The organism is Streptomyces sp. Root1304 (assembly GCF_001426405.1).
Lineage (GTDB): Bacteria > Actinomycetota > Actinomycetes > Streptomycetales > Streptomycetaceae > Streptomyces.
On sequence record NZ_LMEP01000005.1, the window covers coordinates 72403 to 86477 of the forward strand.

Sequence of the window (14075 nt, forward strand, 5' to 3'; positions counted from 1 at the left end):
CGGATTCGTGAAGAGCGCGCGGAGCTTGGGCTCGGTGTTGGGCAGGCGCTTGTCGAGCGCCCGGGCGACTGCCTCGGCCGGGAGCTCGTCGACATCCCTCATGGCTGTCTTCATTCGGGGAAGCGACCGCGGGGGGCGCTCTCGCCGGACGGCGGACCGCAAGCGCCAGATGGTGAACTCTCAGACGAAGAGCGCCTGTTCGGGGGCACGGCAATCAGACTCTGCTGCGGGGTAGAGTCCCTTCACCACGCGCGATCGCGATCTTCGGGAGCAAGGAGTAACGGTGTCCACGGCGCCCACGCCACCGAACAATCCGCCTCAGCAGCCTCCGTCGAGTGCACCGGCCGGCCCGCCTCCGCCGTTGTACCCGCCTCAGCCGCCGAGGCGTCAAGGTTGGTTCGGGAGCCTGAGCGAGGGCGGCAAGGTCACAGTGATCGGTTCGGCGATCGTCGGCATATCCACCCTGGCCGCCGCCGTCCTTCCCTCCCTCCTGTCCTCCGACGACCGGAAAGCGACGGGCGAGGCGAAGCCCCCGGCACAGACGCAGTCCCGGACGCCGACACAGGGACCGGGTCCTGGCAGCAGTGAGCCCTCGCAAGAGGTGACACAGGAGCCGGACCCGACCAGCACCGACCCCTCGCAGGAGCCGACAACCGCGTCTGTGCCACCGGCCCCCAAGTCGTACACGGTCGCCTACAAGGACCGCACCATGTCGCTGAGCATGTCTCGTGGCGACACCATCGGGTCGGGTATGACGGGCTCTCTCGACTTCGACGCACCGGCCGCTCGTCGCTACCTCGACAGTGCGTGGGCCGCGGAGAAGGAGAAGGCGGCAGAGGCCGGCAGCGCACTTCAGCCGGACTTGACCTACCAGAACACCGGATCAGGGGACCTCGTCCTCACCGAGGGCCGGACCGCCGCCCAACTACAGCCCTCAGACCCGTCTGAGAAGGCCGAGGACTGTGCGGCGGCGGCACAGGTGGGCGGCTTCTCGGAGGCGCGACTGCGTGACTGGCAGCTTCCCCGTAAGACGGTCTTCTGTGTTCTCACGGATCAGGGCAACCTCGCCCGGGTCGTGATCGTCAACTTCATCGGCGGAGAAGAAGACGAGAACGAGGCCTTCGCCCTGCCTCCGGATCAGATCACTCTCAAGGTCACCCTCTGGAAGCCGAGCGCCTGACCCTCGGGTTGGGCCGGCACCGCGACCGCCCGTGACGGTCGTGGCATCACCCGACTCCTTCCCGCAGCGCTTCGAACCAGCTCGCCCCCCGCGCTCTCCCAGCTCCACCGCAGCAGCGGCCTGCCGCTGCGCGCGGTCAGCAAGCGCGTGAACGACTCCGCCAGGTACATCAGCCGGGTCTTCACTGGCGAGAAGATCCCGACCCCGGACCTCACCGAGCGAATTGGCCAGGCCCTGGGGCCCACGGCGAGGTCCTCCGGAAAGGCCCCGCCGTCTACCTCGCCCGTCATCATCCCCCGCTCACCCAGCCCGCCCTGAGGCCGAGCGAAGGCCGAAGCCCCGGGGTAGGGGCAGCGGGCGGCTTCGAGGTCGCGGCCCCGCCTGTCGATGAGCGGGGGCGAGAGCCGGCCCCGATCGTTCACGCCCCGTCCGCCGCGGCCGGTGCCTCGCGCCGCAGCCACGCTTCGGCATCCAGGCGGTGCTCCGAAATGTCCTCGGCCTGGTTCGCCTCGTAGTCGATCAGCCTGCGTACGGGCTCGGTGTCACCCGGGTCGGGCACCGCCAGAGAGCTGATACCGCCCTGCCAGGTCGTCCCGACCACGGAGACCGTGCTGTCGAGGGAGAGCATCGAGAACTCGGGACGTCCGGCTCGCGAGCCGAGCAGACAGTCGTCGAATCCGAGCACGGACCTTCCCCGGCGGATTCCGGCCGCCGCGCCCATGATGTCCCAGTCGTCGAGCAGGCGTACCCGACGCCAGACGTAGGGCCGGTGCAGGTCCACCCTCGGGTTGTAGCGGTGGGCCGGCAGGGCCAGCAGGAACTCGCGGTCGGCGCCGAACAGGCCGAAGGAGGTCGCCAGCTCGTACCAGCCCCGGTTGGCCCGGCCGATGAGGTCCGGTTCGTCGAAGCCGACGTAAGCGTCCCGCCGACCCGTCTCCTGACCGCAGCCGACCGTCTGGACCACGGCGAACACCGGCAGGGGAGCGTCCGGCACGCCTCCCTCAAGCACCTCCAAGCCCGCCCGCCTCAGCGGCTCGAAGACCTTCCGACGCATCTCCTGCCTGCCCACGTCCTCCCCTTGCAGTCGATTGAGCACCACCGGAGAATAGGGGCTGCGCGGTGCGAGACCGGGAGCGGGCGGCTCCAGCCGGCGGGAGCGCGGTCTGGTGGCTGACCGCCTGTACATTCGGTTCCGCCTCTTGGAGGCTGCCCGCGCCGGCTTTCCTCTGGCGGCAGACACCCGGAAAGCGCTATGCACCCTTTGTGCCCTCACGTACCGCAGGAGTGATCGTGAACAAATGGACAGCCTGTGGGGTCATCGCAGTGGGTGCAGTGCTGCTCGGCCTCAATGTGTCCGAGGCCCTTCCGTCCCCATATTCGATCTTCGCCGTCCTGGCGGGAACCGGCTTGCTCGTCGAGGGGGTGCGCAGGATCTATCAGCTCCGACGTCTTCAGGGGTCCCAGAACTCCAAGGACTTGCCCGGTTGATCACGTAACCGCCGTGACCTGCCCGAACGGTGCCGCTCGCGGGGCGGGTTCACCACCGAGCTCCACCTGAGCGCGGACGGCCGCTGCCGCCCGCTCTCTCCGATCGTGACACCAGGACAGCGCGCGGATTGCACGCAGCAAGCTCGGCGCACTCGGCGAGCCGAAGTCCCTGACCTGGCTGGGCGGTCGGCGTCACGCGGGCCGGCTCAGCGCCCGCAGCGCCAGCCGGCCGCACAGCGCAGCGAGCGGCAGCTCGGCGCCGAGCGCCATGGCGACTGCGGTGGCGAAGTCGCCGCCCGGGGCCGCGGTCGTGGTGTCGAACCAGGCGTCCACCACCAGCAGCGTCGCGGTCGCGGCGGCTGCCAGGGCGTGCCGCCGGTCGCCGCGTGCGGCGAGGAGGCCGGTGGCGATCAGGCCGAGCGCTTCCAGCGCGTCGAGTCCGACCCAGGCGACCGGCCAGTGCACCGCGGTCGCGGTGGCCGACAGGCCGGTGGCCAGCACGTACAGCCACGGCAGCAGGGCGAGCCCGCAGACGACCAGCAGCCACTCGGCGCGCCGCATGCCCCGCGCGGGGCGCGGCTCCTCCGCCTCTTCGTGGAGCGGGATGACCTCGGCACCCGCCACATCCTCATCGCACCACACCAGTTGACGCATCGTCTTCTCCCGCTCGCCATCGGTTCGTCCCTTCATGGGCTCCACCCTCCGCCGCACACCAGGGCGCCGTCGGTCACCCAGGGTTCCGACCTGGGGTGGAGAAAAGTGCACCCCCGAACCGGGCGAGAACGTCATGGCACGGGGATGGCCTGCGGCTTTACCGTCTGACGCATGCAACTCACCACGTGGCTGCGGCTGCTGCCGGGCCCGCCGTTCCGCAGGGCAGGACATCGGACCGCGCTGGTCGCCGCCGGCCTGCCGCTCCACCTCGCCGTGGTGCCACTGTGGCTCTGGCTGCTCGGCGCGATGGCGGCGTTGGTGCGCACGCCCGGCGCGGTGGCCGTGACTCCGCTGCCCGTGCTGCTCACGCTCGTGGTGACACCCCTGCTGACCGCCGGGCAGCGGCGGCGCTACCGGGCGCTCGTCGGCAAGGACCTCCCGCGCCCCGCCGTCACCGGGAAGTCGGTGGTTCGCCGGCTGACCGGCCGGGCCTCGTGGCGGCAGGTCTGCTACCACGCCGTGGCGGGACCGCTGCTCGCCGTCCTGGACCTCGGCGTCCTCGCCGTCTGGGCCGCCGCTGTCGTGGCCGCCTCCCTCTACGTGTGGATCTGGGCGCTGCCCCAGCAGTGGCGGGTCGCCGACCTCGGCTACACCATGCAGGCCGCGTACATCACCGCCGGCGGCCTCGCCCTGTTGTTCCTCGGGCCCCGTCTGACCGGCGCTCTGGTGCGGCTGGAGAAGAGGGCGGCCGAGGTTCTGCTCGGCCCCAGCCGCACGGAGAAGCTGGCCCGCCGGGTCGCCGACCTCGCCGAGAGCCGGGCCGACGCGCTCGACGCCGCCGACGCCGAGCGGCGGCGGATCGAGCGCGACCTGCACGACGGCGTACAGCAGCGCCTCGTCTCACTCGCCGTCAACCTGGGCCTGGCCAGGGCCACCCTCGGCGACCTGCCGGAGGAGGCCCGCAAGGTGATCGACGAGGCGCACCGCGAGGCGAAGGAGGCGATCGCCGAGCTGGACGACCTGGTGCGCGGCCTGCATCCGGCCGTCCTCGAGGACCGCGGCCTCGACGCCGCGCTGTCCGGGGTCGCCGCCCGCCTCCCGATCCCGGTGGGTGTGGCGGTGCACCTGCCGCAGCGCCCCTCACCCACGGTCGAGGCCGTCGCGTACTTCGTGGTCTCCGAAGCCCTGACGAACGTGGTCAAACACGCCCGGGCGACCCGGGCGGACGTGACCGTGGAGCGGATCGGGGAGACACTGCTGGTGGTCGTCGCGGACGACGGAGCGGGCGGCGCGGATCTCGCGGTGGCCGGCGGTGGCACCGGGCTTGCCGGGCTCGCCAAGCGCGTCGCGTCCGTCGACGGCACGTTCTCCTGCCGCAGCCCCGCCGGGGGCCCGACCGTCATCACCGTGGAGCTGCCGTGCGCGCCGTGATCGCCGAGGATTCCCTGTTGCTGCGCATCGGCGTGGTCAAGGTGCTGGAGGCGGCCGGGTTCGAGATGTGCGCGCAAGTCGCCGACGCGGAAGGGCTGCTGGCAGCCGTCGAGGAGCACCGGCCCGACATCGCCGTGGTCGACGTGCGCATGCCGCCCGGCTTCACCGACGAGGGAGTGCGCGCCGCGCTGGTGATCCGCCGCCAGTACCCGGGTACCGCCGTGCTCCTGCTGTCGCAGTACGTGGAGGAGCGGTACGCCGCCGATCTGCTCGCCGCCCACACCTCGGGCGTCGGCTATCTGCTCAAGCAACGGGTCGCCGACGTCGAGGAGTTCGCCGAGGCGGTACGCCGGGTGGCTGCCGGCGGCACCGCGCTCGACCCGCAGGTCGTCGCGCAGCTGCTGGTGCGCCGGCACAGCGATCCGCTCGACCGGCTGACGCCGCGCGAGCGGGAGGTGCTGGAGCTGATGGCGGGCGGCCGGTCCAACTCCGGCGTCGCCTCCGAGCTGGTCGTGAGCGAGAGCGCGGTCGCCAAGCACATCAACAGCATCTTCACCAAGCTCGACCTGCCCAAGGCCGACGCCGACCACCGCCGCGTCCTGGCGGTGTTGCGCTTCCTGGGCGTTGCGACCGCATAGCGCGCGATCACGCCCGCATGCCCGGTCGAACGCCGCCCAGAAGGCCAAACAAGATCGCCCTCCCGCCCGTGCACACAGCCAGAGAGGAAGCCCGGCACCTACCGGGCCATCGCCGGCCTCGTCTCCGTCCGCACCGCCCACACCTGAGACCAGGCCACGACCGGGCGAAACACGCCTCCACCGCTCTCACGCACCAGCTCGTCGGCGCAGCCATCGGCCGTCGCCAGGCGAACGGGCCCGACAGCACTCGTCGAGTTCGGCAGCTGTGACGGGGGTGGCCAGTAGGGGCACCAGGTCCGCGATGGAGGGGATGTCGCCGGCCACCCTTACCCTTGGGGCATGACCAGCAGCAGTGACCGGGCCGGAGCGGTGGACGAAGTGGGCGTTACTCGAAGCTACGAGATCCGCACCTACGGGTGTCAGATGAACGTCCACGACTCCGAGCGGCTCTCCGGTCTACTGGAAGAGGCGGGGTACGTCCGGGCTCCCCAGGGCTCGGACGGGGACGCCGACGTCGTCGTCTTCAACACCTGCGCGGTCCGCGAGAACGCCGACAACAAGCTGTACGGCAACCTCGGCCGGCTCGCCCCGATGAAGACCACCCGCCCCGGCATGCAGATCGCCGTCGGCGGCTGCCTCGCCCAGAAGGACCGCGAGACCATCGTCTCCAGGGCTCCCTGGGTCGACGTGGTCTTCGGCACGCACAACATCGGCAAGCTCCCCGTCCTCCTGGAGCGCGCCCGCGTCCAGGAGGAGGCGCAGATCGAGATCGCCGAGTCCCTGGAGGCCTTCCCCTCCACCCTGCCGACCCGACGCGAGTCGGCGTACGCGGCCTGGGTCTCGATCTCCGTCGGCTGCAACAACACCTGCACCTTCTGCATCGTGCCCGCCCTGCGCGGCAAGGAGGAGGACCGCCGCCCCGGCGACATCCTCGCCGAGATCGAGGCGCTGGTCGCCGAGGGCGTCTCCGAGATCACCCTGCTCGGCCAGAACGTCAACGCGTACGGCTCCGACCTCGGCGACCGCGAGGCCTTCTCCAAGCTGCTGCGCGCCTGCGGGACCATCGAGGGCCTGGAGCGCGTCCGCTTCACCTCCCCGCACCCCCGCGACTTCACCGACGACGTGATCGCGGCGATGGCCGAGACCCCGAACGTCATGCCGCAGCTGCACATGCCGATGCAGTCCGGCTCGGACTCGATCCTGCGCGCGATGCGTCGCTCGTACCGGCAGGAGCGTTTCCTCGGGATCATCGAGAAGGTCCGCGCGGCCATCCCGCACGCCGCCATCTCCACCGACATCATCGTGGGCTTCCCCGGCGAGACCGAGGAGGACTTCGAGCAGACGATGCACGCCGTCCGCGAGGCCCGCTTCGCGAACGCCTTCACCTTCCAGTACTCCAAGCGCCCCGGCACCCCGGCCGCCGAGATGGACCACCAGATCCCCAAGGAGGTCGTGCAGGAGCGCTACATGCGCCTCGTCGCCCTCCAGGAGGAGATCTCCTGGGAGGAGAACAAGAAGCAGGTCGGCCGCACCCTGGAGGTCATGGTCGCCGAGGGCGAGGGCCGCAAGGACGGCGCCACCGACCGACTCTCGGGCCGTGCCCCCGACAACCGGCTCGTCCACTTCACCAAGCCGGCCGAGGACGTCCGCCCCGGCGACGTGGTGACCGTCGAGATCACCTACGCCGCCCCGCACCACCTGCTCGCCGAGGGCCAGGTGTCGGCGGTACGCCGCACCCGCGCCGGCGACGCCTGGGAGAAGCGCACCGCCGAGAAGCCGAAGGGCGTCCTGCTGGGCCTCCCGAAGATCGGCGTCCCGGCCCCGCTCCCGACGGCCGACGCTCCGGCCTGCGGAAGCCACTGAGGATCACGGGGCGGGCGACGCGGACCAACCCATCGGGCCCTGCGCCGTCCCGCCCCGCGCCGGGCCACTGAGACGTCTCGCGCCCGGGCCGCGTACGCCACGGGCCACTGAGTCGCCTCGCGCCCGGGCCGCGTACGCCACAGGCCACTGAGCCGTCTCGCGCCCCGTGCCCTCGTACGCCGTGCCGGTGCAATCCGCCCCCGCCCCGCCGGTGACGGTGGGTGCGCCGGTCACCGCCGCACCGTGAGTGGGGCGCAGTAGGCTGCGGATCATGCTTGTCGCCGCAGCAGTCTGCCCCTGCCCCCCGCTCCTCGTGCCCGAGGTCGCGACCGGTGCCGCCCCCGAGCTGGACGCCGCGCGGGTGGCCTGCGCGGACGCCCTCGGGCTGCTCGCCGCCGCCCGCCCCGACCGGCTGTACGTCGTCGGACCCGCCGACGAGGGCGCCCAGGGTGTCTTCCCGGCCGGCTCGACGGGCTCCTTCGCGGGCTTCGGCGTCGACCTCTCCGTACGCCTGGGGGACCCGGCCGGGTCAGGAGAACCGGGCCGAACGGACACCGGCAGGCCGCTGCCCGTCTCCCTCGCCGTCGGGGCCTGGCTCCTGGAACGGGCCGACTGGGCCGACGCGCCGATCGAGGGCCTCGCCGTCGACGGCGCCGCCACCCCGGACGTCTGCGCCGGGCTCGGCCGCGGGCTCGCCGACTCCGCCGGGCGGGTCGCTCTCCTGGTGACCGGCGACGGCAGCGCCTGCCGGACCGTGAAGGCCCCCGGCTACCTGGACGAGCGGGCCGCCGCCTTCGACGCCGAGGCCGCCCGCGCGCTGGGCGCGGCCGACGCGGCCGCGCTGCTCGCCCTCGACCCGGAACTCGCGTACGAGCTGAAGGCGGCCGGCCGCGCCCCCTGGCAGGTCCTCGCGGGCGCCGCCGAGGGCGCGGGGCTCGACGGCCGGCTGCTCTTCGAGGACGCCCCGTACGGCGTGGGCTACTTCGTGGCCGCCTGGTCCTGACGACGGAACGGGCGACACACGACGAACGACGAACGACGAACGACGAACGACGAACGGCGAACGGCGGACGGCCGCGGAGCGAGGTGCTCCGCGGCCGTCCGCCGTGCGGAGGGACTGTCGGGTGACGCCGGACGTCAGACGGTCGGCGGCGGTGTCGTGCCGCCGCTCCCGGGCGTGCCGTCGTCCTTGTGACCGATCCTGTCCAGTGCGTCCTTGGCCTTGTCCGTACCGGAATGGATCTTGTCGCTGTACTTGCCCTTGGTCTTCTCGTCGACCAGCTTCGCGGCCTTCTCGATGCCGTGGTCGATCTTGTCCCCGTGCTGCTGCGCGAGGTCGGCGACCTTGTCCTTGGCCGGGGCGAGCTTTGCCTTCAGCGAATCCAGGAGACCCATGGGGCACCTTCCCTCCGTGGACCCCGAGGAGTCCTCGTTCCGTGTCCTGCTACTCCTTGCCGGCGCCTTCGCCGGCCGTACTGTCGGCGGCGGCCTCGGCCGACTGCTGCTTCGGGATGTCGACGACCGCGGCGACGGGAGCCGACTCCGCCACCGCCCCGTCCGTGCCGTCCACGCCGTCGGAACCGTCCGCGTCCGCCGCTTCGGTCGCGGCCTCCTCCGCCGCCGTGGCGGCCTCGACGTCCTCCGACGAGGCATCCGCACCCTTGCGGCGAAACATTGAAAAAACGCCCATATTCACTCCATAGCGTACTCGGACGGGTCGGGTTCCGTGGCGAACGGGGCCGGAACCCCGCAGCGGCCAACGAAGGCCGGACGCGGCCCGTCACGTAGCTCATTCGGGGACAGCCCGGGAGGTTTGCGAGACTGGTGCGGTGAGAAGCGCAGCTCCCGCCCCGCGGGTCATCGCCGTCGTCGGCCCCACAGCGGCCGGAAAGTCCGATCTGGGTGTATTCCTGGCCCAGCAGCTCGGCGGCGAGGTCGTCAACGCCGACTCGATGCAGCTCTACCGGGGGATGGACATCGGCACCGCCAAACTGACGCCCGGGGAACGCGGCGGCATCCCGCACCACCTCCTCGACATCTGGGACGTGACGGAGGCCGCCAGCGTCGCCGAGTACCAGCGGCTCGCCCGCGCCGAGATCGACCGGCTGCTCGCGGCCGGCCGCACCCCGGTCCTCGTCGGCGGCTCCGGCCTGTACGTACGGGGCGCCGTCGACGCCCTGGAGTTCCCCGGCACCGACCCCGCCGTCCGGGCCCGGCTGGAGGCCGAACTCGAAGAGGGCGGCTCCGGCGTCCTGCACGCCCGGCTCACCGATTCCGACCCCGAGGCGGCCCGCGCCATCCTGCCCAGCAACGGACGCCGCATCGTCCGCGCCCTCGAGGTGATCGAGATCACCGGCAAGCCCTTCACCGCCAACCTCCCGGGTCCCGACTCCGTCTACGACACCGTGCAGATCGGCGTCGACGTGGCCCGCCCCGAGCTCGACGAACGGATCGCCACCCGGGTGGACCGGATGTGGGAGGACGGTCTCGTCGACGAGGTGCGCACCCTGGAGGCGCGCGGTCTGCGCGAGGGGCGCACCGCCGCCCGCGCCCTCGGCTACCAGCAGGTCCTCGCCGCGCTCGCGGGGGAGTGCACCGAGGACGAGGCCCGCGCCGAGACCGTGCGCGCCACCAAGCGCTTCGCCCGCCGCCAGGACTCGTGGTTCCGCCGCGACCCGCGCGTGCACTGGCTCAGCGGAGCCGCCGATCACCGCGGGGAACTCCCGGCTGAGGCGCTCTCGTTGGTCGAACGAGCGGTTACAGCCTGATCACGTGATGGCATCGGGACGCACTGCCCGTCATTTCGGCGGTCGGGAGCGTGCCATCATCGAGCATCGATCGACCAAGTGGAGTCCGAGTGGGGAGGGCGCGTGGCGATGGAGGCCGGCCCTCGCGACAGAGAACAGCACGAAGCGGCCCCGGATGAGCCGACGAGCGGAATCCCGGGCGGTCCGACGGACGGCGGCGTCCCCGTCGGTCCCTCGGGTCTCGCCGCGGACGGTCCCGACGACGCGGTCGGCACCGCCCTGGAGGTGGACGCCGACGAGGTCGAGGTCGAGCTGCGCCCCCAGCGGCGGCTGAGGATCTGGCAGCTCGCCCCGATCGTGGGCCTGGCCGCCATCGGCTCGCTGATGTTCGCCTTCCCGCTCGCCTTCGGCTCCGGTGACGGCGGCGCCGTCGTCGCCATGCTCGGACTGCTCATCAGTTCCTGTGCGGCGGGCTGGGGCATGATGGCCGCCCGCAAGGTCGGCTACACCTGGCCGGGCCTCCCGCAGCGCGGCTCGGGGGAGCGCCCCGACTGGCGCGTCCTCGTCCTGTACGTGTCGACGATCACGGCCCTGGTGGCCCTCGCGGTCTGGCGCGTCGCCCGCCTGCGCTGAGCGGGGGCCCGGCGTACCGACCTGTCGGCCGTCCGCGTCGCTCGGCGCCCTGTGGAGGACCGGCCCGGGTCGCCCTGTGGACAACCCGGCCGCCGTTCGGGGCCGACCCGTACAGTTGATCTCGTGACCAACGCGCAGACCTCATCGCTCCCGTTCCTCAAGGGCCACGGCACCGAGAACGACTTCGTGATCATTCCCGACGCGGAGAACGCCGTCGACCTGCCGCCCGCCGTCGTCGCGCGGCTCTGCGACCGCCGGGCCGGGATCGGCGGCGACGGGCTGCTGCACGTCGTGCGCAGCGCCGCCCACCCCGAGGCGCGGCACCTGGCCGACGAGGCCGAGTGGTTCATGGACTACCGGAACGCCGACGGTTCGGTCGCCGAGATGTGCGGGAACGGGGTCCGGGTCTTCGCCCGTTACCTGGAGCACGCCGGGCACATCACCGCCGGCGAGGTCGCCGTCGCCACCCGGGGCGGGGTCAAGCACGTCCACCTCGACAAGGACGGATCCGTCACCGTCGCCATGGGCCGCGCGGCCCTCCCCGAGGACGGGGTCACCGTCACCGTCGACGGCCGCAGCTGGCCCGCGCGGAACGTGAACATGGGCAACCCGCACGCGGTCGCCTTCGTCGAGGACCTCGACCACGCGGGCAACCTCTTCACCGAGCCGCCGTACGCTCCGGCCGCGGTCTACCCGGACGGCGTGAACATCGAGTTCGTCGTCGACCGGGGCCCCCGCCACGTCGCCATGCGGGTCCACGAGCGCGGCGCCGCCGAGACGCGCTCCTGCGGCACCGGCGCGTGCGCCGTCGCCGTCGCCTCCGCCCGCAGGGACGGCGCCGACCCCGCCGAGACCGGCACTCCCGTGACGTACACCGTCGACGTGCTCGGCGGGACCCTCGTCATCACCGAGCACCCCGACGGGCGGATCGACATGGCCGGCCCCGCCGTGATCGTCGCCGAGGGCACCGTCGACCCCGCCTGGCTCGGCTGAGACCAGGTCCCCGCAGCGGCGCGGAATCGAAGGAAGCGACGGAATCGAAACAGTCAACGACTGATTTGTCGCTCGAATGGGTGATCCGATTCACGCTGAGCGAGAGCGCGACTGCGCCACGTGGTGGGGTCGGTAGCATCAAGCACCGGCCCCCAGGGCACGCCTGGCCCGCCCACCGCCGGTCGACGTTGCCGGAGGGTGCCCCATGAGCGCAGAGGCCACCAACCCTGTGAGCGCGGCGGAGTCCGCCGACACCGATGTGACCGTCCGCAGACGCGGACGCGCCCGGATCGACCTGCGCCGGCTCGGCCGCGCCGCCCTGCTCGGCGCCACAGCCGGACCGGCGCCGCGCGACCGGCTGCCGGACGCCATCAGTCATGTCGCGGAGGCGCACCGCGCCCACCATCCCGAGGCCGACCTGACGGTGCTGCGCCGGGCGTACGTACTCGCCGAGTCCTCGCACCGCGGCCAGTTCCGCAAGAGCGGCGAGGCGTACATCACCCACCCGCTCGCGGTGACCCTCATCCTCGCCGAACTCGGCGCGGAGACCACCACCTTGACCGCCTCCCTCCTCCACGACACCGTCGAGGACACCGAGGTGACCCTCGATCAGGTCCGCCAGGAGTTCGGCGACGAGGTCGCCTACCTGGTCGACGGCGTCACCAAGGTGGAGAAGATCGACTACGGCGCCGCGGCCGAGCCCGAGACCTTCCGCAAGATGCTCGTCGCCACCGGCAACGACGTCCGGGTGATGTCGATCAAGCTCGCCGACCGGCTCCACAACATGCGCACCCTCGGCGTGATGCGGCCCGAGAAACAGGCCAGGATCGCCAGGGTCACCCGGGACGTCCTCATCCCGCTCGCCGAACGGCTCGGGGTCCAGGCCCTCAAGACCGAGCTGGAGGACCTCGTCTTCGCCATCCTCCACCCCGAGGAGTACGAGACCACGCGCGCGCTCATCGCCGCCGAACCGGGAGCCGGGGACGCGCTCGACGCCGTCGCCGAACAGGTGTCGGCGGTACTCCGCGAGGCCGGCATCGGCGCCGAGGTCCTCGTCCGCCCCCGGCACTTCGTCTCCGTGCACCGGGTCCGCCTCAAGCGCGGCGAACTGCGCGGCTGCGACTTCGGACGGCTCCTCGTCCTGGTCACCGAGGACGCCGACTGCTACGGGGTGCTCGGCGAGCTCCACACCTGCTTCACCCCGGTGATCTCCGAGTTCAAGGACTTCATCGCGGCCCCCAAGTTCAACCTCTACCAGTCCCTGCACACCGCCGTCGCCGCCCCCGACGGCGCCGTCGCGGAAGTGCTCATCCGCACCCACCGGATGCACAAGGTCGCCGAGGCCGGCGTCGTCGCCCTCGGCAATCCGCACGTCGGACAGGAGGCCGCGGCACCGTCCGGCACCGAGCCCGCTTCCGGCGCCGCCCCCGCGTCGGCCGCCGAGGACCTCCAGGACACGGCGGCGGGCCCCGCCGAGGACGGCGAGCGCGTCGACCCCACCCGCCCCGGCTGGCTCTCCCGGCTCCTGGACTGGCAGCAGGCGGCGCCCGACCCGGACACCTTCTGGACCTCGCTCCGCGCCGACCTCGCCGAGGACGACGAGATCACCGTCTTCCGCGCCGACGGCAGCGCCCCCGGCACGCTCAGCCTGCCCGCCGGAGCCAGCTGCGTCGACGCCGCCTACGCGCAGCACGGCGAGGCCGCCCACGGCTGCCTCGGCGCCCGCGTCAACGGACGCCTCGCCCCGCTGAGCACCGTCCTCGGCGACGGCGACACCGTCCAGCTGCTCCTGGCCCACGACGCCGTGTCGGGCCCGTCGCCCGAGTGGCTCGACCACGCCCGGACCCCCGCCGCCCGGATCGCGATCAGCGGCTGGCTCGCGGCCCATCCCGAGAGCGCCGCACCGGCAGCCGCCGCCGGCCCGCGCCCCGCCGCCGGCCTCGTCGCGGACCGCCGCTCCGGCGCCGAACTCCACGCCGACCTGGAGGGGGAGCGGCCCTCGGCCGTCCGCCCGGCCGGCTGCTGCACCCCGGTGCCCCCCGACAAGATCACCGGGTTCAAGGTGCGCGGCGGATCGGTCACCGTCCACCGCTCGGGCTGCGCCGCCGTCGACACCATGCGCGGTCTGGGCCGCGACCCCGTCACCGTCCGCTGGGGCGACACCGCCCACGGCAGGGTCACGCTGGTCGCCGAGTCCTTCGGGCGGCCCGGCCTCCTCGCCGACCTCACCGAGGCCATCGCCGTCGCCGGGGCGGCCGTCGTCTCCGCGACCGTCGAACCGCCGAGCGAACAGCGGGTCCGCCACACGTACACCCTCCATCTGCCCGACGCGGCGGGCCTCTCCGCCCTCATGCGCGCCATGCGGGACGTCCCCGGCGTGTACGACGTGAGCCGCGCCCGCCACCGCCCGAGCCAGGAGCCCCGGCGGGCGTGAGGACGGGGGTACGG

Annotated in this window: 13 protein-coding genes; 9 read left to right on the top strand and 4 right to left on the bottom strand. The window is 72.6% G+C overall.

All coding sequences use genetic code 11. The annotated features are described in order from the left end of the window. The first annotated feature begins 283 nt into the window (after positions 1-283). The gene (locus ASD33_RS35735; RefSeq protein ID WP_199863487.1) at positions 284-1180 is read left to right on the top strand and encodes a hypothetical protein; all 897 of its coding nucleotides are present in this window, start codon (positions 284-286) and stop codon (positions 1178-1180) included. 418 nt (positions 1181-1598) lie between these two features. On the opposite strand, the gene ASD33_RS09230 is transcribed toward ASD33_RS35735, so the two are convergent. Continuing rightward, on the bottom strand, positions 1599-2174 hold the full coding sequence (locus ASD33_RS09230) for a hypothetical protein (RefSeq protein WP_157870015.1): 576 nt from the start codon (positions 2172-2174) through the stop codon (positions 1599-1601). A 686-nt stretch (positions 2175-2860) separates the two neighbouring features. Continuing rightward, positions 2861-3358 carry a hypothetical protein gene (locus ASD33_RS09235; RefSeq protein ID WP_056556378.1) on the bottom strand — a complete coding sequence of 166 codons (498 nt, stop codon included), beginning with the start codon at positions 3356-3358 and terminating at the stop codon, positions 2861-2863. 135 nt (positions 3359-3493) lie between these two features. Here ASD33_RS09235 and ASD33_RS09240 point away from each other — a divergent pair, with 135 nt between their 5' ends. The 4 genes from ASD33_RS09240 (at position 3494) to ASD33_RS09255 (ending at position 8257) form a co-directional block, all read left to right on the top strand. Further along, positions 3494-4753 carry a histidine kinase gene (locus tag ASD33_RS09240; RefSeq protein ID WP_056556381.1) on the top strand — a complete coding sequence of 420 codons (1260 nt, stop codon included), beginning with the start codon at positions 3494-3496 and terminating at the stop codon, positions 4751-4753. Beyond that, the gene (locus ASD33_RS09245; protein WP_056556384.1) at positions 4741-5391 is read left to right on the top strand and encodes a response regulator transcription factor; all 651 of its coding nucleotides are present in this window, start codon (positions 4741-4743) and stop codon (positions 5389-5391) included. Before ASD33_RS09240 ends, ASD33_RS09245 begins: the two co-directional genes overlap by 13 nt. A gap of 339 nt (positions 5392-5730) precedes the next feature. Next, the gene (gene miaB / locus ASD33_RS09250) at positions 5731-7254 is read left to right on the top strand and encodes a tRNA (N6-isopentenyl adenosine(37)-C2)-methylthiotransferase MiaB (protein ID WP_063991916.1); all 1524 of its coding nucleotides are present in this window, start codon (positions 5731-5733) and stop codon (positions 7252-7254) included. Between the two features lie 271 nt (positions 7255-7525). Continuing rightward, positions 7526-8257, top strand: a complete 732-nt coding sequence (locus tag ASD33_RS09255; RefSeq protein ID WP_056556387.1) for a hypothetical protein — start codon at positions 7526-7528, stop codon at positions 8255-8257. 134 nt (positions 8258-8391) lie between these two features. Here ASD33_RS09255 and ASD33_RS09260 read toward each other — a convergent pair whose 3' ends face one another. Both ASD33_RS09260 and ASD33_RS09265 read right to left on the bottom strand, forming a co-directional pair. Then, entirely contained in the window at positions 8392-8649 is a 258-nt protein-coding gene (locus tag ASD33_RS09260) for an antitoxin (protein WP_056556390.1), read from the bottom strand. 49 nt (positions 8650-8698) lie between these two features. Beyond that, positions 8699-8929, bottom strand: a complete 231-nt coding sequence (locus ASD33_RS09265; RefSeq protein WP_056556393.1) for a hypothetical protein — start codon at positions 8927-8929, stop codon at positions 8699-8701. A 154-nt stretch (positions 8930-9083) separates the two neighbouring features. Here ASD33_RS09265 and miaA point away from each other — a divergent pair, with 154 nt between their 5' ends. The 4 genes from miaA (at position 9084) to ASD33_RS09285 (ending at position 14061) form a co-directional block, all read left to right on the top strand. Beyond that, a complete protein-coding gene (miaA, locus tag ASD33_RS09270; protein WP_056556395.1) occupies positions 9084-10022 on the top strand; it encodes a tRNA (adenosine(37)-N6)-dimethylallyltransferase MiaA in 939 nt (312 codons plus the stop codon). 108 nt (positions 10023-10130) lie between these two features. Next, positions 10131-10634, top strand: coding sequence for a hypothetical protein (locus ASD33_RS09275; RefSeq protein ID WP_056556398.1), 504 nt, complete (start codon positions 10131-10133; stop codon positions 10632-10634). A 123-nt stretch (positions 10635-10757) separates the two neighbouring features. Continuing rightward, positions 10758-11627: a diaminopimelate epimerase gene (gene dapF / locus ASD33_RS09280; RefSeq protein ID WP_056556401.1), complete on the top strand. Its 870-nt coding sequence runs from the start codon at positions 10758-10760 to the stop codon at positions 11625-11627. A 205-nt stretch (positions 11628-11832) separates the two neighbouring features. Beyond that, positions 11833-14061, top strand: coding sequence for an HD domain-containing protein (locus ASD33_RS09285; RefSeq protein ID WP_056556404.1), 2229 nt, complete (start codon positions 11833-11835; stop codon positions 14059-14061). The last annotated feature ends 14 nt before the right edge of the window (positions 14062-14075 follow it).

Excerpts from the sequence above, each read along its gene's own strand:
- ASD33_RS09265 (WP_056556393.1), bottom strand. The coding sequence starts at position 8,929 with ATGTTTCGCCGCAAGGGTGCGGATGCCTCGTCGGAGGACGTCGAGGCC.
- miaB (WP_063991916.1), top strand. The coding sequence starts at position 5,731 with ATGACCAGCAGCAGTGACCGGGCCGGAGCGGTGGACGAAGTGGGCGTT.
- ASD33_RS09235 (WP_056556378.1), bottom strand. The coding sequence starts at position 3,358 with ATGAAGGGACGAACCGATGGCGAGCGGGAGAAGACGATGCGTCAACTG.
- ASD33_RS09255 (WP_056556387.1), top strand. The coding sequence starts at position 7,526 with ATGCTTGTCGCCGCAGCAGTCTGCCCCTGCCCCCCGCTCCTCGTGCCC.
- ASD33_RS09275 (WP_056556398.1), top strand. The coding sequence starts at position 10,131 with ATGGAGGCCGGCCCTCGCGACAGAGAACAGCACGAAGCGGCCCCGGAT.
- ASD33_RS09240 (WP_056556381.1), top strand. The coding sequence starts at position 3,494 with ATGCAACTCACCACGTGGCTGCGGCTGCTGCCGGGCCCGCCGTTCCGC.
- ASD33_RS09260 (WP_056556390.1), bottom strand. The coding sequence starts at position 8,649 with ATGGGTCTCCTGGATTCGCTGAAGGCAAAGCTCGCCCCGGCCAAGGAC.
- ASD33_RS09285 (WP_056556404.1), top strand. The coding sequence starts at position 11,833 with ATGAGCGCAGAGGCCACCAACCCTGTGAGCGCGGCGGAGTCCGCCGAC.